Annotated in this window: 19 protein-coding genes and 2 pseudogenes; 9 read left to right on the top strand and 12 right to left on the bottom strand. The window is 64.1% G+C overall.

Annotated elements, in window-relative coordinates; all coding sequences use genetic code 11:
- Positions 1–275: pseudogene (gene holA / locus EOA33_RS05450) on the top strand (DNA polymerase III subunit delta); the annotation flags it as partial.
- Between the two features lie 13 nt (positions 276–288).
- Here the strand turns inward: holA and EOA33_RS05445 are convergent.
- From EOA33_RS05445 to mnmE, 7 genes are all read right to left on the bottom strand, one after another.
- The gene (locus EOA33_RS05445; RefSeq protein ID WP_126057333.1) at positions 289–1,089 is read right to left on the bottom strand and encodes a DUF2182 domain-containing protein; all 801 of its coding nucleotides are present in this window, start codon (positions 1,087–1,089) and stop codon (positions 289–291) included.
- A 9-nt stretch (positions 1,090–1,098) separates the two neighbouring features.
- Positions 1,099–1,725, bottom strand: coding sequence for a DUF1326 domain-containing protein (locus EOA33_RS05440; RefSeq protein WP_126057332.1), 627 nt, complete (start codon positions 1,723–1,725; stop codon positions 1,099–1,101).
- 299 nt (positions 1,726–2,024) lie between these two features.
- Positions 2,025–2,909 (bottom strand): ParB/RepB/Spo0J family partition protein, encoded by an 885-nt coding sequence (locus tag EOA33_RS05435; protein WP_127405143.1) that lies wholly within the window; start codon positions 2,907–2,909, stop codon positions 2,025–2,027.
- A gap of 45 nt (positions 2,910–2,954) precedes the next feature.
- Positions 2,955–3,752 carry a ParA family protein gene (locus EOA33_RS05430; protein ID WP_126057330.1) on the bottom strand — a complete coding sequence of 266 codons (798 nt, stop codon included), beginning with the start codon at positions 3,750–3,752 and terminating at the stop codon, positions 2,955–2,957.
- Between the two features lie 17 nt (positions 3,753–3,769).
- On the bottom strand, positions 3,770–4,411 hold the full coding sequence (gene rsmG, locus EOA33_RS05425) for a 16S rRNA (guanine(527)-N(7))-methyltransferase RsmG (protein ID WP_126057329.1): 642 nt from the start codon (positions 4,409–4,411) through the stop codon (positions 3,770–3,772).
- Positions 4,408–6,282 carry a tRNA uridine-5-carboxymethylaminomethyl(34) synthesis enzyme MnmG gene (gene mnmG, locus EOA33_RS05420; protein ID WP_126057328.1) on the bottom strand — a complete coding sequence of 625 codons (1,875 nt, stop codon included), beginning with the start codon at positions 6,280–6,282 and terminating at the stop codon, positions 4,408–4,410. Before mnmG ends, rsmG begins: the two co-directional genes overlap by 4 nt.
- Before the next feature lie 168 nt (positions 6,283–6,450).
- Positions 6,451–7,779: a tRNA uridine-5-carboxymethylaminomethyl(34) synthesis GTPase MnmE gene (gene mnmE, locus EOA33_RS05415; RefSeq protein WP_126057327.1), complete on the bottom strand. Its 1,329-nt coding sequence runs from the start codon at positions 7,777–7,779 to the stop codon at positions 6,451–6,453.
- Between the two features lie 61 nt (positions 7,780–7,840).
- Here mnmE and EOA33_RS05410 point away from each other — a divergent pair, with 61 nt between their 5' ends.
- Entirely contained in the window at positions 7,841–9,868 is a 2,028-nt protein-coding gene (locus EOA33_RS05410; protein ID WP_126057326.1) for a thioredoxin domain-containing protein, read from the top strand.
- 268 nt (positions 9,869–10,136) lie between these two features.
- Here the strand turns inward: EOA33_RS05410 and rho are convergent, their stop codons facing one another.
- The 3 genes from rho to hemE all read right to left on the bottom strand — a co-directional run bounded on the left by rho (position 10,137) and on the right by hemE (position 13,132).
- Complete coding sequence (gene rho / locus EOA33_RS05405) at positions 10,137–11,402, bottom strand: transcription termination factor Rho (RefSeq protein WP_112098117.1); 1,266 nt, start codon at positions 11,400–11,402, stop codon at positions 10,137–10,139.
- A 168-nt stretch (positions 11,403–11,570) separates the two neighbouring features.
- On the bottom strand, positions 11,571–12,101 hold the full coding sequence (hemJ, locus tag EOA33_RS05400) for a protoporphyrinogen oxidase HemJ (protein WP_126057325.1): 531 nt from the start codon (positions 12,099–12,101) through the stop codon (positions 11,571–11,573).
- A complete protein-coding gene (gene hemE, locus EOA33_RS05395; protein ID WP_126057324.1) occupies positions 12,101–13,132 on the bottom strand; it encodes a uroporphyrinogen decarboxylase in 1,032 nt (343 codons plus the stop codon). Before hemE ends, hemJ begins: the two co-directional genes overlap by 1 nt.
- A gap of 402 nt (positions 13,133–13,534) precedes the next feature.
- Here hemE and EOA33_RS05390 point away from each other — a divergent pair, with 402 nt between their 5' ends.
- From EOA33_RS05390 to dnaQ, 5 genes are all read left to right on the top strand, one after another.
- On the top strand, positions 13,535–14,356 hold the full coding sequence (locus tag EOA33_RS05390; protein WP_126057323.1) for a pyruvate, water dikinase regulatory protein: 822 nt from the start codon (positions 13,535–13,537) through the stop codon (positions 14,354–14,356).
- A 287-nt stretch (positions 14,357–14,643) separates the two neighbouring features.
- A complete protein-coding gene (locus tag EOA33_RS05380; RefSeq protein WP_126057322.1) occupies positions 14,644–15,243 on the top strand; it encodes a Maf-like protein in 600 nt (199 codons plus the stop codon).
- Positions 15,236–16,075 carry a shikimate dehydrogenase gene (locus tag EOA33_RS05375; RefSeq protein WP_126057321.1) on the top strand — a complete coding sequence of 280 codons (840 nt, stop codon included), beginning with the start codon at positions 15,236–15,238 and terminating at the stop codon, positions 16,073–16,075. The genes EOA33_RS05380 and EOA33_RS05375 overlap by 8 nt, the downstream gene beginning before the upstream one ends.
- 13 nt (positions 16,076–16,088) lie before the next feature.
- Positions 16,089–16,694, top strand: a complete 606-nt coding sequence (gene coaE / locus EOA33_RS05370) for a dephospho-CoA kinase (protein ID WP_126057320.1) — start codon at positions 16,089–16,091, stop codon at positions 16,692–16,694.
- Positions 16,695–16,768: 74 nt separating this feature from the next.
- Positions 16,769–17,491, top strand: coding sequence for a DNA polymerase III subunit epsilon (dnaQ, locus tag EOA33_RS05365; protein ID WP_126057319.1), 723 nt, complete (start codon positions 16,769–16,771; stop codon positions 17,489–17,491).
- A gap of 73 nt (positions 17,492–17,564) precedes the next feature.
- Here the strand turns inward: dnaQ and secB are convergent, their stop codons facing one another.
- Both secB and EOA33_RS05355 read right to left on the bottom strand, forming a co-directional pair.
- Positions 17,565–18,062 (bottom strand): protein-export chaperone SecB, encoded by a 498-nt coding sequence (gene secB / locus EOA33_RS05360; RefSeq protein WP_126057318.1) that lies wholly within the window; start codon positions 18,060–18,062, stop codon positions 17,565–17,567.
- Positions 18,063–18,236: 174 nt separating this feature from the next.
- Positions 18,237–18,734 carry an FxsA family protein gene (locus EOA33_RS05355; RefSeq protein WP_126057317.1) on the bottom strand — a complete coding sequence of 166 codons (498 nt, stop codon included), beginning with the start codon at positions 18,732–18,734 and terminating at the stop codon, positions 18,237–18,239.
- 199 nt (positions 18,735–18,933) lie between these two features.
- Between EOA33_RS05355 and EOA33_RS05350 the strand changes: the two genes are divergently transcribed.
- Together EOA33_RS05350 and EOA33_RS05345 are read left to right on the top strand one after the other, a co-directional pair.
- Complete coding sequence (locus EOA33_RS05350; RefSeq protein ID WP_126057316.1) at positions 18,934–19,644, top strand: Tim44/TimA family putative adaptor protein; 711 nt, start codon at positions 18,934–18,936, stop codon at positions 19,642–19,644.
- A 15-nt stretch (positions 19,645–19,659) separates the two neighbouring features.
- Positions 19,660–19,909: pseudogene (locus EOA33_RS05345) on the top strand (transglycosylase); the annotation flags it as partial.

Genomic DNA, 19,909 nt, shown 5'->3' with positions numbered 1-19,909 from the left:
GCGCCTTCGCCACCAGCTTGCGCCGCGAGAAGAAACCCGGGGGCCGGGCGCCGGGGAGGACCGAGGGGGGGTTGCGGCCGCCGGTTTTCTTCTCGCGGCGCAAGCTGGTGGAGAAGGCGCTGGAGCGCTGGAGCGTCGAGGCGCTTGGCCGGGCGCTCAACCGGCTGCAGACCGCGGTGCTGCAGACACGCCGGAGGCCGGACCTGTCCGAAGCCCTGGCGCGCCAGGCGCTGCTCGGCATCGCGGTGGAGAGCGCGAGGCTTGGGCAGCGGTAGCTGCCTTCCATTGTCAATTCATGATCATCCCGTCCGCCGCCTGGAAGGTTGGCAGCGCCTGCGGAAACACCAGCACCGCCGCGCCGTAAAGCAGCAAGGCGACCCCCGATACCTTTGCAATCCGCTCTCCTGCCGGAAGGGTCTTTTCCGCAAAGACCAGCAGTGTCACCACGGCCATTGCCGCAATGCTCATGATCCCGAGCGGAAAAAGAGCGAGAAACAGGAGCCAGCAGCAGCCCAGGCAAAACAACCCGTGCCTTACGCCCATATGTACCGCGCCCCAAGGACCATCGCGCCATGAGGTCAGTATGAAGCCGATTGGCGTGCGGCACTTGGCCAGGCACAGATCTTTCAGTGGGGAAAGTTGGTACGCGCCCGCAACCATCAACAGCGCGCCGCCGATGCGCGCGGCCATCGCCGTGGACAATCCCACACGCCCGGCAAGCATCTCCGCGCCCGCCGCGCCGGCAAAGGCGAGAACGCCCATCACCCCCCAGACCAGCATGTACCCGGCCACGAAGATCCAGGTCGAGACAAAGGCATCGCCGCGCCCCTGTTTGCCGGTCTGCACACGGTGAAACGTCAGGATCATCGGCGCGGCCGTCGGGAACATCATGGCGATCATCATGATCGTCCACACTGCAAGAAACAGCGGCGCCTGCATGCCCATGGTCGGTGAGTAGATTTCCATCGGCATGTCGGTGTCCATGCCGATCCGCTGCCAGATCAGCAAGGACCAGGCTGCCGTGGCGACAACGATCAACAGCGCGAGAATGATGTTTCGCTGCAGCGTCAGCGGGTCCGGTCCGACCATGCGCCAGGCCTATTGCTGGCCGGACCAGTTGATCGAGGCGTAATGTCCGTTTCGGCGGGAATTGTCCCAGTGCATGCCGTGGTCGCTGAATGTGCTGCCTTCTACGCCCGCCGCCAGCACCAGCCTCTCGGGATTGACGGGATGGCCGGTCGCCGCCCACATCTCACCATCCTCGCGCATCGTCGGCAGGGGTTCGACCGCCATCTGCATGACGCCTGCAATCTCCGCCGACCGCTTCTTGCCGTCGACTTGGTATTTGATTGGCACCTTCTTGGCTCCGAGGTTGGTGCTGATCAATGGCGCGAAGGCGGCCATCGGGCCGCCCGCGGCGCCGGTGAAGATCGCGCCCAGCGCTTCTGTCTGCCTGTCGTCGGCCTGCTCGTCGATATAGGCGGCAGCCGTCCAATTGCCGTCCGCCATCGGGCCTGGTGTATGGGCGATCATCGCAACGTTGAGGCCATCCAGCCGAACGTCGCCAAATTTGCCCGTGTCGATATGAAAGACCAAGGCAACATCGCAAGCACCTTGCGTCGGCTTCGATGTCAGTTGCGCATTGGTGGAAATCAGGCACGGGCATACGACGTCGCAACTACAATTCTCGAAATAGTCCCCGGACAATTGCCAACTGGTTGCCATTTGCACCTCCCGGCTGCGTCAGGCGCGTCGGCATGGATCGCTTTGGCGAGGGGTGGCGCCGCCCACGCGTCGTGGGAACGGCAAATAGCCCACGCCGCGACTGTGTTCGGCACGCCAGGGCATATAATTCAAGTTGCACCTAATGGAGGGTACGCCGATGCCCTGCACTGTCAAGCCGCCGGCTCCGACGCTGAAATCGTTCGAGCCCGCGTCGCTTCTCTCCTTGCTCCGCCCTAGAATGACGACGGCTATGGCTTCCTTCGCACCCTCTGTTCCGTCGCTATAGCCAATCCCCGCTGCTACCGCTCGTCCTTTAGCCGCCGGCAGAGATCGTCGAGCTGGTCCAGCGTCCGGTAGTTGACGCGAATTGTGCCGCCGCGCTCCTTATGCTCGATCGAGACGATCATGCCGATCGTGTCGGTGAGCAGCTTTTCCAGCGCCAGCGTGTCGGGGTCCTTTTCGACCGGCTCGGCCTTCTTCGCCTTGACCGGCGTCGGGCCAGCCGGCATCTGCGCCAGCGCTTCGGCCTGGCGCACCGAAAGTCCTTCCTCGACGATGCGCTTGGCGAGGCCTGCCGGATCCTCGGCCGTCACCAGCGTGCGGGCGTGGCCGGCCGACAGCGCGCCATCGACCAGCATGTCGTGAATCACGTTGGGCAGCTTCAGGAGCCGCAGCGTGTTGGCGACATGGCTGCGGCTCTTGCCGATCACCTGGCCGAGATCGGCCTGGGTGTAGCCATGCTCGTCGATCAGTTGCTGGTAGCCCTGCGCCTCCTCGACCGGGTTGAGGTCGGCGCGCTGGACGTTTTCGATGATCGCCAGCTCCAGCGCCGTGCGGTCGTTGACCTCGCGCACTATGATCGGCAGTTCGGTCAGGCCGGCGCGCTGCGCCGCCCGCCAGCGCCGCTCGCCGGCGATGATCTCGTAGCGGCCGGGCTGCGACGGCGACGGCCGCGCCACCACCGGCTGCACCACGCCGTGCTCGCGGATCGACTGCGCCAGATCGGTGAGCTCGGCATCGCCGAAATGCCGGCGCGGATTCTTCGGATTGGGGCTGACGAATTCGATCGGCACCTTGCCGTCGGCCGCCATGCTCTGCTTTTCCGGGACTGCGGGACGATCGATCTCGCCGATCAGCGCCGCAAGGCCACGGCCGAGTCTCTTTCTTGAAAGGTCTTCACTCATAATCTGTCCAGATCGTTTCGGTATCGAATCGGGGCTTGGCCGCTATCAGGCGGCGCGCAATTTGCGCTCGCGGCGGATCACTTCCGAGGCGAGCTGCAGATAGGCCTGGCTGCCCGAGCATTTGAGGTCGTAGAGGATCGCCGGCTTGCCGTAGGATGGCGCCTCGGAAACGCGGACATTGCGCGGGATGATCGTCTCGTAGACCTTGTCGCCCATGTGGGTGCGCACGTCCTGCACCACCTGGTTGGCGAGATTGTTGCGGCCGTCGTACATGGTGAGCACGATGCCCTGGATGGTGAGATCCGGATTGATCGTATGCCGCACCTGCTCGACCGTCTCGAGCAATTGGCTGAGACCCTCCAGCGCGAAGAACTCGCACTGCAGCGGCACGAGAACGGAATCGGCCGCGGCCATTGAATTCAAGGTCAAGAGGTTGAGCGACGGCGGGCAGTCGATCAGCACATAGCCGAACGGCGCCGAACGCTCGGCCGCGGCGCGCAGCGCGTTGCGCAACCGCAGCACCCGGTCCGGCGCCGAGGCGATCTCCATCTCGATGCCGAGCAGGTCGAGTGTCGACGGCACGATGGATAGACCGGGCACCGCCGTCGGCACGGCGGCCGCTTCCAGCTCGAGCTCGCCGGTCAGCACGTCATAGGACGACACCGTGCGATCCTTGCGGTCGATGCCCAATCCCGTGCTGGCATTGCCTTGCGGGTCGAGGTCGACGATCAGCACCTGTTCGCCGATGGCGGCCAGCGCCGTCGCCAGGTTGATCGCCGTCGTCGTCTTGCCGACGCCGCCTTTCTGGTTGGCGACGGTGATAATACGCGGTCCAGTTTTCATGGGTCGATGCCAGTGATTCATTGCGGTTTCGCCGGGCGCAGATTGGTGATTTCCAGGATGACGCCGTGAGGGTCGGTCATGCTTGGATGTTCTACCAGATCGAAGGCCCAGCGGTGAGTGCTTTCTTCCACTTCGGCGCGGTAATCCCGGCCTTTGTGGAAGAGCGCGCGCGCACCCTTGGTCAGCCACGGCGCCGCAAGATCAAGCAAGGCCGGCAGCGCCGCAAGCGCCCGCGCGGTGACGATTTCCGGTTCCGGAACAAGCGAATAGCTGTCGTCGATGCGCCGCGCTACGACACGCGCCGGCAGGTCGAACTGGCCAATGACGGCTTGCAGGAACGAGGCCTTCTTGCGGTTGCTTTCGACCAGATCGATCGAGGCCCCCTCGCGCTCGGCAAGCAGGAAACCAAGCACCAGGCCGGGAAAGCCACCGCCCGAGCCGAGGTCCACCCAGCGCCTGGCCTTTGGCTCGATTCGAGCGAGTTGCGCGCTATCCAGTATGTGCCGGCGCCAGACATCGTCCAGCGTCGACGGCGCGGCAAGATTGATGCTGCGGTTCCATTTCAGGAAGACCTGTTCGAACGCAACCAGACGCTCGAATGTTTCACGTGAAACCGGGCCCGCGGCCTTTTCCAGGCTCTCCCATGCGGCAGAGCTCACGCGACATGCCTCTGAGCGGCTGCCTCGGCGTTGCGAACATGGGCAACGATGATTGCGAGTGCCGCCGGCGTCATCCCTTCCATGCGCTGCGCATCGGCGATGGAGCGCGGCTGCCGCGTTTTCATCTTCTGCTTCAGCTCATTGGAAAGGCCGGGGACATCGGTGAAATCGAGCGATGCCGGGATCACTCGGCCTTCCTCATGCCGGATTTGCGCGACATCGGCTTGCTGGCGGTCGAGATAGACTGAATATTTCGCTTCCGTTTCGAGGCACTCGGCCGTCTTGGCACCGATTGAGGCGAAGCGCGGTTCGACGCGGGCCAGCCAAGCCAGATCGACACCGGGGTAGGCGAGCAATTCATAGGCCGAGCGGCGCACGCCATCCCTGTTGATCTCCAGCCCATGGCGCGCCGCCTCATTGGGGGTGAACAGCACGCTCAATGCCAGTACCCGCGCCTTTGCAAGATCTTCGTTCATCGCGTTGAAGCGCCGCATCCGTTCCGCCGAGGCGATCCCCAGCCGATCCGCCATCGGCGTCAACCGCTCATCGGCATTGTCGGCCCTGAGCGACAGGCGGAACTCGGCGCGCGAGGTGAACATCCGATAGGGCTCGGCGATGCCGCGGCTGGTGAGGTCGTCGACCATGACGCCGATATAGGCTTCGGTGCGACTGAGCACGATCTGCTCGCTATCGGAGGCCTTGCGCGCTGCGTTCAGACCGGCGAGCAGCCCTTGCGCTCCGGCCTCTTCGTAGCCGGTCGTGCCATTGATCTGTCCGGCGAGGAACAGGCCGCCGACCCGCTTCGTCTCCAACGTCTGCAGCAATTCGCGTGGATCGACATGGTCGTACTCGATGGCATAACCCGGCTGCAGCATGGTTGCCCGCTCCAGCCCCGGAATCGTCTTCAAAATGTCGAGCTGGACGTCCTCCGGCAACGAGGTCGAGATGCCATTCGGATAGACGGTGTCGTCGTCGAGGCCTTCCGGCTCGAGGAAGATCTGGTGGCCTTCACGGTCGCCGAACTTGACGATCTTGTCCTCGATCGACGGGCAATAGCGCGGCCCCACCCCTTCGATCGAGCCGGAATACATGGCCGAGCGGCAGAGATTGGCGCGGATCAGCTCGTGCGTCTCCGGCGTCGTGCGCGTGATGCCGCAATGGATCTGCGGGTTCCGGATCGTGTCGGTCAGCAGCGAGAACGGCACCGGATACTCGTCCGCCGCCTGGCTTTCCAGCGACGCCCAGTCGATGGTCCGACCGTCGAGGCGAGGGGGTGTTCCGGTCTTCAGGCGCCCGAGCCTGAACCCCGCACGGCCCATCGTTGCCGACAGGCCAAGACTCGCTTGCTCGTTCATGCGGCCGGCGACGACCTTCTTCTCACCGATATGGATCAAGCCGCGCAGGAAGGTCCCGGTGGTCAGCACCACCGCGCCGCAAGCCAGGCGGCGATCGCCCGACATCCGAACGGCCGCGATCTGCCCCTCCACGATTTCAAAGTCGAGAACTTCGCCTTCGATCACCTCGAGATTGTCCTCCTGCCGAATCGCTTCCTGCATGGCGAGGCGATAAAGCTTGCGATCGGCCTGCGTGCGCGGGCCGCGTACGGCCGGCCCCTTGCGGCGATTGAGCAAGCGGAACTGGATGCCGGCCGCATCGGCGATCCGGCCCATCAGACCATCCATCGCGTCGATCTCGCGCACCAGATGGCCCTTGCCGAGGCCGCCGATCGCCGGGTTGCAGGACATGACGCCGATCGTGTCGAAACGCAGCGTCACCAGCGCCGTCCTGGCGCCGGCGCGTGCCGCGGCGCTGGCCGCCTCGCAACCGGCATGGCCGCCGCCTACCACAACCACATCATAGTGATCGTTCATCTTTTCAATTCCAAAGACTGAGGATGACGGAGACATGTCCCTGCGGGGCTCCGCTGTCAAGAACGTAGGAGCGGTCTCGTTTCACGTGAAACAATGCCTGTCGTCTGGAAGCCCGGTGTTTCACGTGAATCGCGCTATCCGCCTACCCCCGACAATGTTTCACGTGAGTCATTTGCCGATGCAGAATTGTGAGAAGATCACGTCGAGCAGGTCCTCAACGTCGACCGCACCGGTGATTCGCCCGAGCCGATCCGCCGCCAGGCGTAGCTCCTCGGCGCGCAGTTCTTGGCCTCGCTGTACCGACAGCGCCGCTCCCAGGTGGAAGTTTGTCTCCTTGAGCAATTCGACATGGCGCAAGCGCGATGGCAGGACGTCGCCGATCTCCCCGGCAGCCGCTGCAGCGCGACGCCCGACCTCGGCTAGCAGCTCCGCCAGTCCGGTGCCATCCTTGGTCGAGATCACCGCGTCATAAAGCTTCGAGCGGTCAAAAGCCGGCCCGTCCGCAACAAGGTCCGCCTTTGTCCCGATCCTCAGCAGAGGCGCATCGGACGGCACCGCGCCGGCGTCGACGGGCGCCGCCATATCCTCGAGCAGCAGCAGCAGATCTGCACCACCCGCCTTCGCGCGCGCTTTCTCAATGCCGATCGCCTCGACCTTACCGGACGCCTCCCTTAAACCGGCCGTATCGATGACGCGGACTCGCATCCCTTCAAGGTCAAGCACCACTTCGAGCAGATCGCGCGTGGTGCCGGGTTCGTCGGTCACGATCGCGGCCTCACGCCGAGCGAGCGCGTTGAACAGGCTGGATTTCCCGGCGTTTGGCGCGCCGAGAATAACGACCTCGAACCCGTCGCGGATGACCTCGGCGGCGCGGAAGCCGTCGACATGGCGATCGATCTCGCCGATCATCGCCCGCACATCCGACCAGACCGTGTCCGAAACGGAACCCAGCACGTCCTCCTCGTCGGCAAAGTCGATCTCGGCCTCGATCATCGCCCGCGCATGGATGAGCCGCCGCCGCCATTCGGCGTAAAGCTCGCTTTGCGTCCCTTCGGCATTGCGCACGGCAAAGCGCCGCTGCGCCTCGGTCTCGGCATTGACGAGATCGGCCAGCGCTTCGGTCTCGACCAGATCGAGCCTGCCGTTGAGAAAGGCGCGGCGCGTGAATTCGCCGGGCTCTGCGTGCCTGACGCCGTCAAAGCCCGTGATGGTCTCCAGCATCTTGGCCGCCACGGCGCGGCCGCCATGAACCTGGAACTCGGCAATGTCCTCGCCGGTAAAACTGCCGGGGCCCGGCAAGAAGAGAACCAAACCCCGGTCGATCACCGATCCATCCGCCGCTGTCAGCTTGCGATAGACCGCACGACGCTCCTTAACCACTGATCCGGCAATCGTTTCGACCACGAATCGAGTCTTCGGACCGGAAATTCGGATGACGGCGATGCCGGCCGGCAAGCGTCCGCTCGACAAGGCAACAATCGAATCGCTCAAAATCATTTGCCCGCTCTACCGAACCGCCCTAGCTTCCCGCGCAACATCGTTAACCGAGTTTGCCGTCGTGACCTTGCCCGCGCAAAACCTGCTGGCCGAAGAGGCCAGCCCCTATCTGCAGCAGCACAGCGACAATCCGGTGCATTGGCGGGGCTGGTCGCCCGCGGCGCTCGCCGAAGCCAGGGAACTCGGACGGCCGATCCTGCTGTCGATCGGCTACGCCGCCTGCCACTGGTGCCATGTCATGGCGCATGAAAGCTTCGAGAACGACGCCGTTGCCGCCGTCATGAACCGGCTGTTCATCAATATCAAGGTCGATCGCGAGGAGCGGCCGGACATCGACCAGATCTATATGGCGGCACTGCATGCCATGGGCGAGCAGGGCGGCTGGCCGTTGACCATGTTCCTGACGCCCGAAGGCAAGCCGTTCTGGGGCGGCACCTATTTTCCGCGCGAGGCCCGCTACGGCCGGCCAGGCTTCATCCAGGTCATGGAAGCGGTCGACAAGGCGTGGCGGGAGAAGCAGGAGAGCCTTGGCCAAAGCGCCGACGGCCTGACCAGCCATGTCGAGGCGCGGCTGGCGGGAAGCCATGGCAAGGCGGTGCTCGATCGGGACACGCTCAGCGATCTTGCCGGCCGCATCGACGGCATGATCGACCGCGATCTGGGCGGCTTGCGCGGCGCGCCGAAATTCCCCAACGCGCCATTCATGCAGACGCTCTGGCTGTCGTGGCTGCGCGACGGGGTTGCCTCGCATCGCGACGCTGTCCTGCTCAGCCTGGAGAAAATGCTGGCCGGCGGCATCTACGATCACATCGGCGGTGGATTGAGCCGCTACTCGACCGATGCCGAATGGCTGGTGCCGCATTTCGAGAAGATGCTCTATGACAACGCCCAGCTCCTGCGCATGTGCAATTGGGCGTTTGCCGCCACCGGCAATAATTTATTCCGGATACGAATCGAAGAGACGGCCGCCTGGCTGCTGCGCGAGATGCTGGTCGATGGCGGCGGCTTCGCCGCCAGCCTCGATGCCGACAGCGACGGCGAGGAGGGGCTGTTCTACACCTGGAACCGCGACGAGGTCGAAGCCGTGCTTGGCGACGATTCGGCCTTGTTTTTCAAATACTTCGGCCTCGCTAGCCCGCATGGCTGGGAAGGCAAGCCGATCATCCGCCAAACCGCCGGCCAGCAAAAGCAAAGCATCGTCGACCAAGCCTTGTTCCTGCCGTTGAAGCAGAAGCTCCTGGCCGCCAGGGAACGGCGCGTCAGGCCCGGCCGCGACGGCAAGGCGCTGACCGACTGGAACGGCCTGATGATCGCCGCGCTTGCCGACGCCGGCCGTGCCCTGCAGCGACCCGACTGGATCGAGGCCGCCGCGCGGGCCTTCGCCCACATCGTCGAAGCGAGCCATGACGGCCGCCTGCCGCATTCCATGCTAGGCGCCAGGAAACTGTTCCCGGCCTTGTCGAGCGACTATGCCGCCATGACAAACGCCGCCATCGCACTCTTCGAGGCCACCGGCGAGACGGCCTATGTCGATCGCGCCAGGCATTTCATCGGACAGCTCGATCATTGGCACCAGGATGGCAACAAGACCGGCTATTATCTGACCGCGTCCGACAGTGCTGATGTTCCGATCCGCATCCGCGGCGATGTCGACGAGGCAATCCCGTCCGCCTCCGCCCAGATCATCGAGGCGCTGGTGCGATTGGCATTAGTCACCGGCGATTTCGACATGGAGCAAAAGGCCTGGACGACGGCCGAGCATGCCATGGGCCGCGCCGCGCAACAGGCCTATGGCCAGGCTGGCATCGTCAATGCCTGCGCGCTGGCGCTCGAGCCGTTGAAGCTGGTGCTGATCGACAATCTAGAGAGTCCAAGCCTCGTTCCGGTTGCGAATCGGAATCCCGACCCGCGCCGGGTGGATATCGTCGTTGCGGTCGGTACGGAAGCGAATCGACCGAGCTTGCCGGGTGGGGTGGTGCCGCCGACCGACAAGCAGGGCGCCTGGCTGTGCACCGGGCAGGTTTGCCTGCCAGTGGTTACCGATGCGGACGAGTTGGGGAAGCTGTTGCGGCGAGGAACAGGCACGTAACCCCAACCCCCTCTTCGAGCGTTGGCGCTGCCCCTCATCTGGCTGCCGCCATCTTCTCCCCGTAAACGGGGAGAAGGGCGCTGTCGCTGCCGATTTCGTCAATCGCCATCGTGGCAAGAAGAGTGCCGGCGTTGCGGCCAGCCTCTTTCTCCCCGTTCACGGGGAGAAATGCCCGGCCGGGCAATGAGGGGCGGCGCTGACCTCTGCGATTGGCTTGCCAACGATCGAGAAGGCGAGGGGAAGTTCCCCGCCTCGCCTTGTATCCCGACTACGTATTCATCGAATCGAAGAAGTCGGCGTTGGTCTTGGTCTGCTTCAGCTTGTCGATGAGGAACTCGATCGCGTCGGTCGTTCCCATCGGCGCCAGGATGCGACGCAGCACGAAGATCTTCTGCAGATCCGCGCGCGGCACCAGCAAGTCTTCCTTGCGGGTTCCGGACTTGAGGATGTCCATGGCGGGATAGATGCGCTTGTCGGCCACCTTGCGGTCGAGCTGGATTTCGCAGTTGCCGGTGCCCTTGAACTCTTCGAAGATCACTTCGTCCATGCGGCTGCCGGTATCAATCAGCGCGGTAGCGATAATGGTCAGCGAGCCGCCTTCCTCGATGTTACGGGCGGCACCGAAGAAGCGCTTCGGGCGCTGCAGCGCATTGGCGTCGACACCGCCGGTGAGCACCTTGCCGGAGGACGGCACGACGGTGTTGTAGGCGCGGCCGAGGCGGGTGATCGAATCAAGCAGGATGACCACGTCGCGGCCATGCTCGACCAGGCGCTTCGCCTTCTCGATCACCATTTCGGCGACCTGGACGTGGCGGGCGGCCGGCTCATCGAAGGTCGAGGAGATCACCTCGCCCTTCACCGAGCGCTGCATGTCGGTCACTTCTTCCGGCCGCTCGTCGATCAAAAGCACGATCAGATAGCATTCCGGATGGTTGGCGGTGATCGAGTGGGCGATGTTTTGCATCAGCACCGTTTTACCGGTGCGCGGCTGCGCGTTGATCAGCGCGCGCTGGCCCTTGCCGATCGGCGCCACCAGGTCGATCACGCGCGGCGAGATGTCCTTCGAGGTCGGATTGTCGACCTCCATCTTCAGCCGCTTGGTTGGATAAAGCGGCGTCAGATTGTCGAAGTGGATCTTGTGCCGGATCTTTTCGGGATCGTCGAAATTGATGGTATTGACCTTGAGCAGCGCGAAATAGCGCTCGCCCTCTTTCGGGCTGCGGATCGGTCCTTCGACCGTATCGCCGGTCTTGAGCGAAAAGCGGCGGATCTGCGACGGCGAGATGTAGATGTCGTCGGGACCTGGCAGGTAGTTTGCATTGGCCGAGCGCAGGAAGCCGAAGCCATCCTGCAGCACCTCGACCACGCCGTCGCCGATGATCTCGATGTCCTGGGCGGCGAGTTTCTTCAGGATCGCGAACATCAGCTCCTGCTTGCGCATCACGCTGGCGTTCTCCACCTCGAGCGATTCGGCATAAGCGATCAGCTCTGGCGGCTTCTTGTTCTTGAACTCGGTGAGTTTCATTTCTTGCATTAGATGGACTCTGGGTAGGCTTTGGGGAGAAAAATCGGCTGGATGCGACAAATGCCGGGCGCGGCCGAAAGCGAAAAAATGGGGCGGCGCATGACGGGAAGGAAGACCCGTCTTTTATCGTCGCTCGTCTGAAAGAGCAAGCCGCCTTTTGCGCCGTCGCGGGAAGCCTCAGAACGGCTTCACGACGACCAGGATGACGATGACGATCAGCAGCAATGTGGGGATCTCGTTGACGATCCGCCAGTGGCGCGCCGGCTTTTCATTCTTGTCCTCGGCGAATTTCCGCACCGCGCCGGCGAGATAGCCATGCAGCCCCGACAATACGAGCACCAGCGCTATCTTGGCGTGCAGCCAACCGCCATGGAAGGCAAAGCCCTTCCAGGCCAGCCAGAGCCCGAACACCCAGGTCGCGATCATCGCCGGATTGATGATGGCTCTGAGCAGCCGGCGCTCCATAACCTTGAAGGTTTCCGACTGCGCCGATCCCTTCTCGGCATCGGCATGATAGACGAAGAGCCGGGGCAGATAGAGCATGCCGGCCATCCACGAGATGACGGCGATGACATGGATGGCCTTGGCCCACAGGTAGAAGCCGTCGGACGCCACGAAGTAAAGCAGCGCAGTCGCGACGACCAGAGCGGCGATGCCGATCACCATGCGCTTCATCGCCTGGCCGGTGCTGTTGGTATTGTCAGCCATCAGCGCGTCGCGCTCCGCACCTGTTTCACCATCGCCTCGACATGCGCGATCGGCGTCTCCGGCGTGATGCCGTGTCCGAGGTTGAAGATCAGCGGCCCGCCGCCCAGCGTCCTCAGGATCGCGTCCACGCCGTCGGCCAGCGCCTTGCCGCCGGCCACCAGCCGGAGCGGATCGAGATTGCCCTGCACGGCGCCGCCAAGCTGCAATTCCTTCGCCATCGAGAGCGGCACCGTCCAGTCGAGGCCGAGGCCGGTGATGCCGGTCTTGGAGCGATAGTCGCGGTAGCGCTCGCCGGCGCCCTTCGGAAAACCGATGACCGGAACATTCGGGTGGACCGCCTTCACTTGCCGCGCGATCTCGGCCACCGGCTCGACGCAGAAAGCCTGGAAGGAAGGCTCGTCCAAAACACCGGACCAGGAATCGAAGATCTGCACCACATCGGCGCCGGCTTCGATCTGGCGGATGAGATAAGCGGCCGAATGATCGGCCAGCACTTTCAACAGCCGCGCGAAGGCCTCCGGCTCGCGATAGGCGAAAAGCCGCGCCGGCGCCTGGTCCGGCGTGCCCTGGCCTGCGATCATATAGGTCGCCACCGTCCACGGCGCGCCGCAGAAGCCGATCAGCGTCGTCTCGTCAGGCAGTTTGGCGCGCAACCGGCGGACGGTCTCGTAAACCGGTTCGAGATTCACGTGAAACAAATCGCCGGTGAGGCCCGCAATCTCCGAAGCCGAGATCGGCGTCAGCATCGGCCCGCGGCCCTCTTCGAAGCGGACGTCTCGGCCGAGCGCGTTGGGCACCACAAGGATGTCGGAGAACAGGATCGAGGCATCGAAGCCGAAGCGCTCGATCGGCTGCAGCGTCACTTCCACCGCAAGGTCCGGATCGTAGCATAGATCGAGGAAGGAGCCGGCGCGCTTCCGGGTCTCTCTATACTCCGGCAGATAGCGGCCGGCCTGGCGCATCATCCAGATGGGCGGAGGAAAGACAGGCTCGCCCCTCAAAACGTCCAGCATGATCCGTTTTCCAGGCATTCAGCGTCGCCTCTCAAGGGTCCTCTTAAATCAAATATCTATTTTAAAAGAGTCTTCTGATTCTAAGAGTCTGTTGGTTGTGGTGGTTGCGACCTGTCCAGCCTGCCGCCCGAAAAGGCCAGTCAGCATATTGTCGCGCGGTCCCGATCGCGATTTGGAGGGTTTTGGGGAACAACCGGAATTCTCCTTCCGAGTCAGCAGCTTGGCCTTTCGCTCCCAAATTTCGGGCTGTGGATGAAATCGGCCAAGAAAAGTTGATCCCCAGTTTTGTCCCCAGCGCCCCGACAAAGCCTACAGCAGGGCGAATTGTGGACAACCCACCATCTGATACAGTCGCTCTCGCCCCCTTCGCGTCTTTGTCCGATCTTGTCCACAACTGCCCACAGCCTGGAACCCGCGCCTGTGAACAAACCCCAGAGCTTCTTTCACCTGCACCTGATTTCCGACGCCACCGGCGAGACGCTGCTGGCGGCCGGCCGCGCCGCCTCCGCGCAATACAAGGACGCGCGCGCCATCGAGCACATCTACCCGCTGATCCGCACCGAAAAGCAGGTGGCCAAGGTGTTCGAGGATATCGAGGAAGAACCCGGCATCATCCTCTACACCGTCGTCGACCAGAAGCTCGCGCGCGGCATCGATGAGCGCTGCGCGGCGATGGGCCTGCCTTGCGTCTCGGTGCTCGAGCCGGTGCTTGCCGTCTTCCAGTCCTATCTCGGTACGCCGGCCGGCCGCCGCGTCGGCGCCCAGCACGTGCTCGACGCCGAATATTTTCGCCGCATCGATGCGCTGAACTTCACCATGGAGCATGATGACGGACAGCTGCCCGCCAACATGGACGATGCCGACATCGTGCTGATCGGCATTTCGCGCACCTCCAAGACGCCGACCAGCATCTATCTCGCCAACCGCGGCATCAAGACCGCCAACATCCCGATCGTGCTCGGCGTGCCGGTGCCGGAGAGCCTGGTCAACGCCAGGACGCCCTTGATCGTCGGCCTGATCGCCACCGCCGAGCGCATCTCGCATGTCCGCCAGAACCGCATCCTCGGCAACACCAGCACATACGTGCCGTCCGACTATGTCGACCGCGCCGCGATCAACGAGGAGCTCGCCTATGCCCGCCAGATCTGCACAAGGCATGGCTGGCCGATGATCGATGTCTCCCGTCGTTCGATCGAGGAGACGGCGGCGGCGATCGTTGCCCTGCGGGGAAAGTCGAGATAGATGAGCAAAGAAGCTAGTTTTGCGAGTCACCTTGGCGGAGGTCGGCGCCGCCCCTTACCTGCCTGCCGGCATCCTCTCCCCGTATAGGGACGGGGAGAGGGGCGCTGGTGTCTATGGTTTCGCCAATCGCCAGCGCTGCTGGAAAGAGCGCCTGCGCTGAAGCTGGCCCTTTCCCCCCGTCTCTATACGGGGAGAAATGTCCGGCAGGACAATGAGGGGCGGCGCCAACTCTACAATAGCAAGGCTTTGCATACACCAACCGTCCCTTGTCCGCGTCCGAGTACAAAATGACCGAGAAAATCATCCTCGCCTCCGGCAGCCCGTTCCGCAAGGCGATGCTGGTCAATGCCGGCGTCGAGATCGAGGCGGTGCCGGCCGAGGTCGATGAGCGCGCGCTCGAGGCGCCGCTCAAGCATAGCGGCGTGTCGCCGGAGGACGTCGCGCTGGTGCTTGCCGAGGCCAAGGCGACCGAGGTCAGCGAGCGCAGGCCCGGCGCGCTGGTGCTCGGCTGCGACCAGACGCTGTCGCTCGGCGACGAGGTGTTCCACAAGCCGGCCGACATGGAAGGCGCCCGCCGCCATCTCCTCGCCCTGTCCGGCAAGACCCATCAGCTGAACAGCGCCGCCGTGCTTGCCCGCGACGGCGCGGTGCTGTGGCGGCATGTCGGCATCGCCAGTCTCACCATGCGCAAACTGGAGCCAGCCTTCATCGGCCGCCATCTGGCGCGTGTCGGCGACAAGGCGCTGTCGAGTGTCGGCGCCTATCAGATCGAGGGTGAGGGCATCCAGCTGTTCGAAAAAATCGAGGGCGACCATTTCACCATCGTCGGCCTGCCGCTTCTGCCGGTTTTGGAGAAGCTGCGGGAGCTCGGAGCAATCGATGGCTGAGGCAGCGAAAAAAGCTTTCGTTACCGGCCACCCGATCGCGCATTCGCGCTCGCCGAAAATCCATGGCTACTGGCTGGCCAAGTACGGCATCGACGGCAGCTATCAGGCCATCGATGTCGCGCCGGACAATTTCGCCGCCTTTGTGGACGGACTTCGGAATAATGGCTTCCAGGGCGGCAACGTCACCATCCCGCACAAGGAGGCGGCCTTCGCGCAGGTCGAGCGTCGCGACGAGGCGGCCGAAGCGATCGGCGCCGTCAACACGCTGTGGTTCGAGGACGGACAATTGTGGGGCGGCAACACCGATGCCTACGGCTTTGCCGCCAATCTCGATGACTACGCGCCGGGCTGGGCTTCGAATGGCCCCGCCGTGGTGCTTGGCGCCGGCGGCGCGTCGCGCGCTGCCATCCAGGCGCTGATCGAGCGCGGCGTGAAGGACATCCGCATCGTCAACCGCACGCTGGCGCGGGCCGAGGAGCTCAGCCGCCGTTTCGGCGAGGGCGTCTCCGCGCATGGCGCCCATGCTGTCGGCGACCTGCTTACCGATGCCGGCCTTCTCGTCAACACCACGGCTCTCGGCATGCATGGCAATGAAGGCCTGTCCGCCGATCCGGCGGGCCTGCCCGGCCATGCCATCGTTACCGACATCGTCTACGTGCCGCTCGAGACACCGCTCCTCGCCGCCGCCAGGGGGCGCGGCCTGTGGACGGTCGATGGGCTCGGCATGCTGCTGCACCAGGCGGCGCCCGGGTTCGAACGCTGGTTCGGCGAGCGGCCCGAGGTCACCGCCGAGCTCAGGCGGATGATCATCGCTGACATCGAAGCCCATTGATGAGGCGCCGGCTATGATCGTGCTCGGCCTCACCGGATCGATCGGCATGGGCAAGTCGACGACGGCGAAGATGTTTGCCGAGGCCGGCGTGCCGGTGCACGATTCCGACGAGACGGTGCATCGCCTCTATGCCGGTAAGGCCGGCCCGCTGGTCGAGGCCGCCTTTCCCGGCACCACCGATGCGGGTGTCGTCGACCGCGCCAGGCTCGGTGCGCGGGTGCTCGGCGATGCCGCGGCCCTGAAGCGGCTGGAAGCGATCGTCCATCCGCTGGTCCGCGCCGATGCCGACGCCTTCCTTGCCAGGCACCGCGCCGCCGGCGCGCCGCTCGCCGTGCTCGACATTCCCTTGCTGTTCGAGACCGGCGGCCGCGACCGCGTCGACAAGGTCGTGGTCGTCACCGCCCCGGCCGAAGTTCAGCGCGCGCGTGTGCTGGCGCGTCCCGGCATGAGCGAGGAGAAGCTGGCCGCTATCCTCGCCAAGCAGGTGCCCGATGCCGAAAAACGCCGCCAGGCCGATTTCATCGTCGACACCGGCCAGGGCTTTGACGCCGCGCGCGCCGCGGTCGCGGCCATCATCGCCGAATTGGCGGGGGATAAGTCGGGCAAGGACGCTTCCTGACGCCTGCTGTCAGCAGTCCCCATTGCCATTTTGTTCCGTTGGATGATTCTGCTCGTTCAGAGTGGACTGATTCGATGCGCGAGATCATTTTCGATACCGAAACCACCGGCCTCGACATGCGCGAAGACCGCATCATCGAGCTCGGCGGCGTCGAGTTGGTCAACCGCTTCCCGACCGGCCGCACCTTCCACAGATTCATCAACCCGCAGGGGCGGGCGGTTCATGCCGAGGCGCAGGCCGTGCACGGCATCAGCGCCGCCGACCTGGTCGGCAAGCCGATCTTTTCGGAGATCGCCGAGGAGTGGCTGGCCTTCACCGACGGCGCCAAGCTGATCGCCCACAACGCCAATTTCGACATCGGCTTCCTCAATCTCGAATTCGGCCGGCTCGGCCATCCCGTCATCGATGTCGGCCGCGTCGTCGATACGCTGGCGCTGGCGCGCCGCAAGCACCCGATGGGTCCGAACTCGCTGGACGCGCTCTGCCGCCGCTACGGCATCGACAACACCCACCGCACCAAGCACGGCGCGCTGCTCGATTCCGAATTGCTGGCCGAGGTCTATATCGAGCTCATCGGCGGCAAGCAGGCGGCGCTGATCCTCGATGCGGTGGCGGTGCAGATGAACGGCGCCGGCGAGGTGGCCGACATCGACATCTCCATCGGCGCGCGGCCGATTGCGCTCCCGCCGCGCCTCACCGAGGCCGAGCGCGCCGCGCATGCCGGCCTGGTGCGCACGCTCGGCGAAAAGGCGCTGTGGCTGAAGGTGGAAGCCGAAGCCGGGGTGGCTCAGAACTAACACCGTCCCGCCGGCATCTCATGCAAAAAGCCCGGCGCGAGGCCGGGCTTTTCGACACCTAATGAAGAGCGGATCAGCTCACCTGGACCTTCGCCGCCGCCTGGTCCTCGGCCAGCTTCTGCTGGAACATCTGCGCGAAATCGATCGGGTCGAGCATCAGCGGCGGGAAGCCGCCATTGCGCGTCGCCTCGGCGATGATCTGGCGGGCGAAGGGGAATAGCAGCCGCGGGCATTCGATGAACAGGATCGGCAGCATGTGCTCCTGCGGGAAGCCGCTGATGGCGAAGACGCCGCCATAGACCAGCTCGACGTTGAACAGCACTTCCTGGTCGAAGGAGGCCTTGGCGTTCAGCGTCAGGTTGACGTCGAACTGCTTGTCCGACAGCGGATTGGCGTTGACGTTGACATTGATGGCGATGCCGGGAGCCTTGTCGCGGCCGCGCAGCGAATTCGGCGCGCCGGGGCTCTCGAAGGACAGATCCTTCACATACTGGGCGAGCACGTTGAGTGTCGGCTGCGCGTTGCCGTTGCCGTTGGCGGCGCCGGTCGGCGCGTCGTCTTTGCTGGCCATGAGCCTTTGTCCTTTTGCCTGGGCAGCCTTGCTGACCGGATTGAAACCGGGCGTTCGCTACCATGGTCGGCATGACAAGACAAGGTTTGCCGCCTCAGCGCGGGATCACAGTTGTTGCCTATCTCTGTCGCAGATTCCTGCCGGCGAACCTTGAGACACTTGACCGGAAATTGCCTAGTCGTCCTTGAGGCGGCGCCAGGGCGAATTGTGGTCGGGCCCGCGCGTATAATCGTCGGCGCGCGAATAGTCGCTGTCGTCGAGATCGATTGTCTTGCCGCGCGGCCGCGCCTGGAAGCCGGCGCTGAAGCTGGTCGCCAGCACTATGCGGCTTTTCAGCATCCGCCAGGCGAGTTCGCGCACCGGCGGCAGAAGCAACAGGATGGCGAGGATGTCGGTGATGAAACCGGGAATGATCAGAAGGATCGCCGCCAGCACGATCATCGCGCCATGCGCTAGCTGGCTGCTCGGATCGCGCCCGGCATCCATCTCGGCCCGCACCCGCGCCATCACGCCGAAGCCCTGGTGTCGCAGCAACAGGCTGCCGGCAATCGAGGAGGCCAGCACCAGGCCGACTGTCGCCAGCGCGCCGATCTGGCGGCCGACGACGACGAAGCCGGCGATTTCCAGCAGCGGCAGCGCGAGGACGAGCAATGGGAGCAGTGAAATACGCAATTCCTGGCCGATCGTTTCCGTGTTTTCCCGTCTAGCGTGCAATCGCCGCTGGCACCGGACCCGTTAGATAGGTATGCCTGCCTTTGATTTGAATGATTGCGCCTAGCGTTCTATATGCTTTGGGTGTTGAACGCTATGCGACCGCGGCCTGATGCTGGCCGGCGGTCCGGCCAGGACAGGGATCGAATTGGCGGAAGATATGGGTTTCTTCGACTTCGGCACGATTTTCTTTCTGATTGCGGCGGTTGTGATCTTTTTCCAGCTGCGCAACGTGCTGGGCCGTCGCACGGGCAGCGAGCGCCCGCCCTTCGACCCCTATTCGGCGAGCCGCACGCGCGAGCAGCAGGAGGCCGGCCAGAAATCGGAGAATGTGGTTTCGCTGCCGCGAAAGCGGGCGCCGGGGGAACCGGCCGCCGACGCCTATGCCGAGATCGATGCCTTCGCCAGGCCCGACACCGATCTCAACAAGGGTCTGAGGACGATCAAGGACAACGACCCGTCTTTCGATCCGAAGGGCTTTGTCGACGGCGCCAAGATGGCCTACGAGATGATCGTCATGGCCTATGCCGACGGCGACCGAAAGACGCTGAAGAACCTTCTCTCGCGCGAGGTCTTTGACGGCTTCGTCGCCGCGATCGGGGATCGCGAGGCAAAGTCGGAGAAGATCCAGTCCTCCTTCGTCGGCATCGACAAGGCAGATATCGTCGCCGCCGAGATGAAGGGCGGCGAAGCGCACATCACGCTGCGCATCGTCAGCGAGCTGATTTCGGCGACCCGCGACAAGGCCGGCGCCGTCATCGACGGCGACCCCGAAACCGTCGCCGAGGTCAAGGACGTCTGGACCTTCGCCCGCGACACGCGCTCGCGCGATCCGAACTGGAAGCTCGTCGCTACCGAAGAAGAAGATTGAGCCCGGGCGGCGGCGGTGTCGCTCTCTTCCCTTTTCAGCGAAAAATCCTTTGGCGAGCTGCCCGGTTGGGATGAGGACGACCACCGCGCCGCCTATGCCGCCTTTCGCCGCTCGGCCTTCCATGTCCTAACCAAACCCTATCGCACGGGCTCGCTTGGCGTCGGCTTCGAGGCCTTTGCCGAAGCCTATCAGGAGGCGCGTGCCGTTTCGTTGCCGAATCGAGCGCAGGCCCGGGCCTTCTTCGAGCGCCATTTCGTTCCCACTC

Origin of the sequence: Mesorhizobium sp. M4A.F.Ca.ET.050.02.1.1, assembly GCF_003997725.1 — a bacterium.
In the GTDB taxonomy this organism is placed as follows: domain Bacteria; phylum Pseudomonadota; class Alphaproteobacteria; order Rhizobiales; family Rhizobiaceae; genus Mesorhizobium.
This window is presented reverse-complemented; position numbering and strand designations above follow the sequence as displayed.

Excerpts from the sequence above, each read along its gene's own strand:
- EOA33_RS05445 (WP_126057333.1), bottom strand. The coding sequence starts at position 1,089 with ATGGTCGGACCGGACCCGCTGACGCTGCAGCGAAACATCATTCTCGCG.
- EOA33_RS05440 (WP_126057332.1), bottom strand. The coding sequence starts at position 1,725 with ATGGCAACCAGTTGGCAATTGTCCGGGGACTATTTCGAGAATTGTAGT.
- EOA33_RS05435 (WP_127405143.1), bottom strand. The coding sequence starts at position 2,909 with ATGAGTGAAGACCTTTCAAGAAAGAGACTCGGCCGTGGCCTTGCGGCG.
- EOA33_RS05430 (WP_126057330.1), bottom strand. The coding sequence starts at position 3,752 with ATGAAAACTGGACCGCGTATTATCACCGTCGCCAACCAGAAAGGCGGC.
- mnmG (WP_126057328.1), bottom strand. The coding sequence starts at position 6,282 with ATGAACGATCACTATGATGTGGTTGTGGTAGGCGGCGGCCATGCCGGT.
- mnmE (WP_126057327.1), bottom strand. The coding sequence starts at position 7,779 with ATGATTTTGAGCGATTCGATTGTTGCCTTGTCGAGCGGACGCTTGCCG.
- rho (WP_112098117.1), bottom strand. The coding sequence starts at position 11,402 with ATGCAAGAAATGAAACTCACCGAGTTCAAGAACAAGAAGCCGCCAGAG.
- hemJ (WP_126057325.1), bottom strand. The coding sequence starts at position 12,101 with ATGGCTGACAATACCAACAGCACCGGCCAGGCGATGAAGCGCATGGTG.
- hemE (WP_126057324.1), bottom strand. The coding sequence starts at position 13,132 with ATGCCTGGAAAACGGATCATGCTGGACGTTTTGAGGGGCGAGCCTGTC.
- EOA33_RS05380 (WP_126057322.1), top strand. The coding sequence starts at position 14,644 with ATGACCGAGAAAATCATCCTCGCCTCCGGCAGCCCGTTCCGCAAGGCG.
- EOA33_RS05375 (WP_126057321.1), top strand. The coding sequence starts at position 15,236 with ATGGCTGAGGCAGCGAAAAAAGCTTTCGTTACCGGCCACCCGATCGCG.
- coaE (WP_126057320.1), top strand. The coding sequence starts at position 16,089 with ATGATCGTGCTCGGCCTCACCGGATCGATCGGCATGGGCAAGTCGACG.
- dnaQ (WP_126057319.1), top strand. The coding sequence starts at position 16,769 with ATGCGCGAGATCATTTTCGATACCGAAACCACCGGCCTCGACATGCGC.
- secB (WP_126057318.1), bottom strand. The coding sequence starts at position 18,062 with ATGGCCAGCAAAGACGACGCGCCGACCGGCGCCGCCAACGGCAACGGC.
- EOA33_RS05350 (WP_126057316.1), top strand. The coding sequence starts at position 18,934 with ATGGGTTTCTTCGACTTCGGCACGATTTTCTTTCTGATTGCGGCGGTT.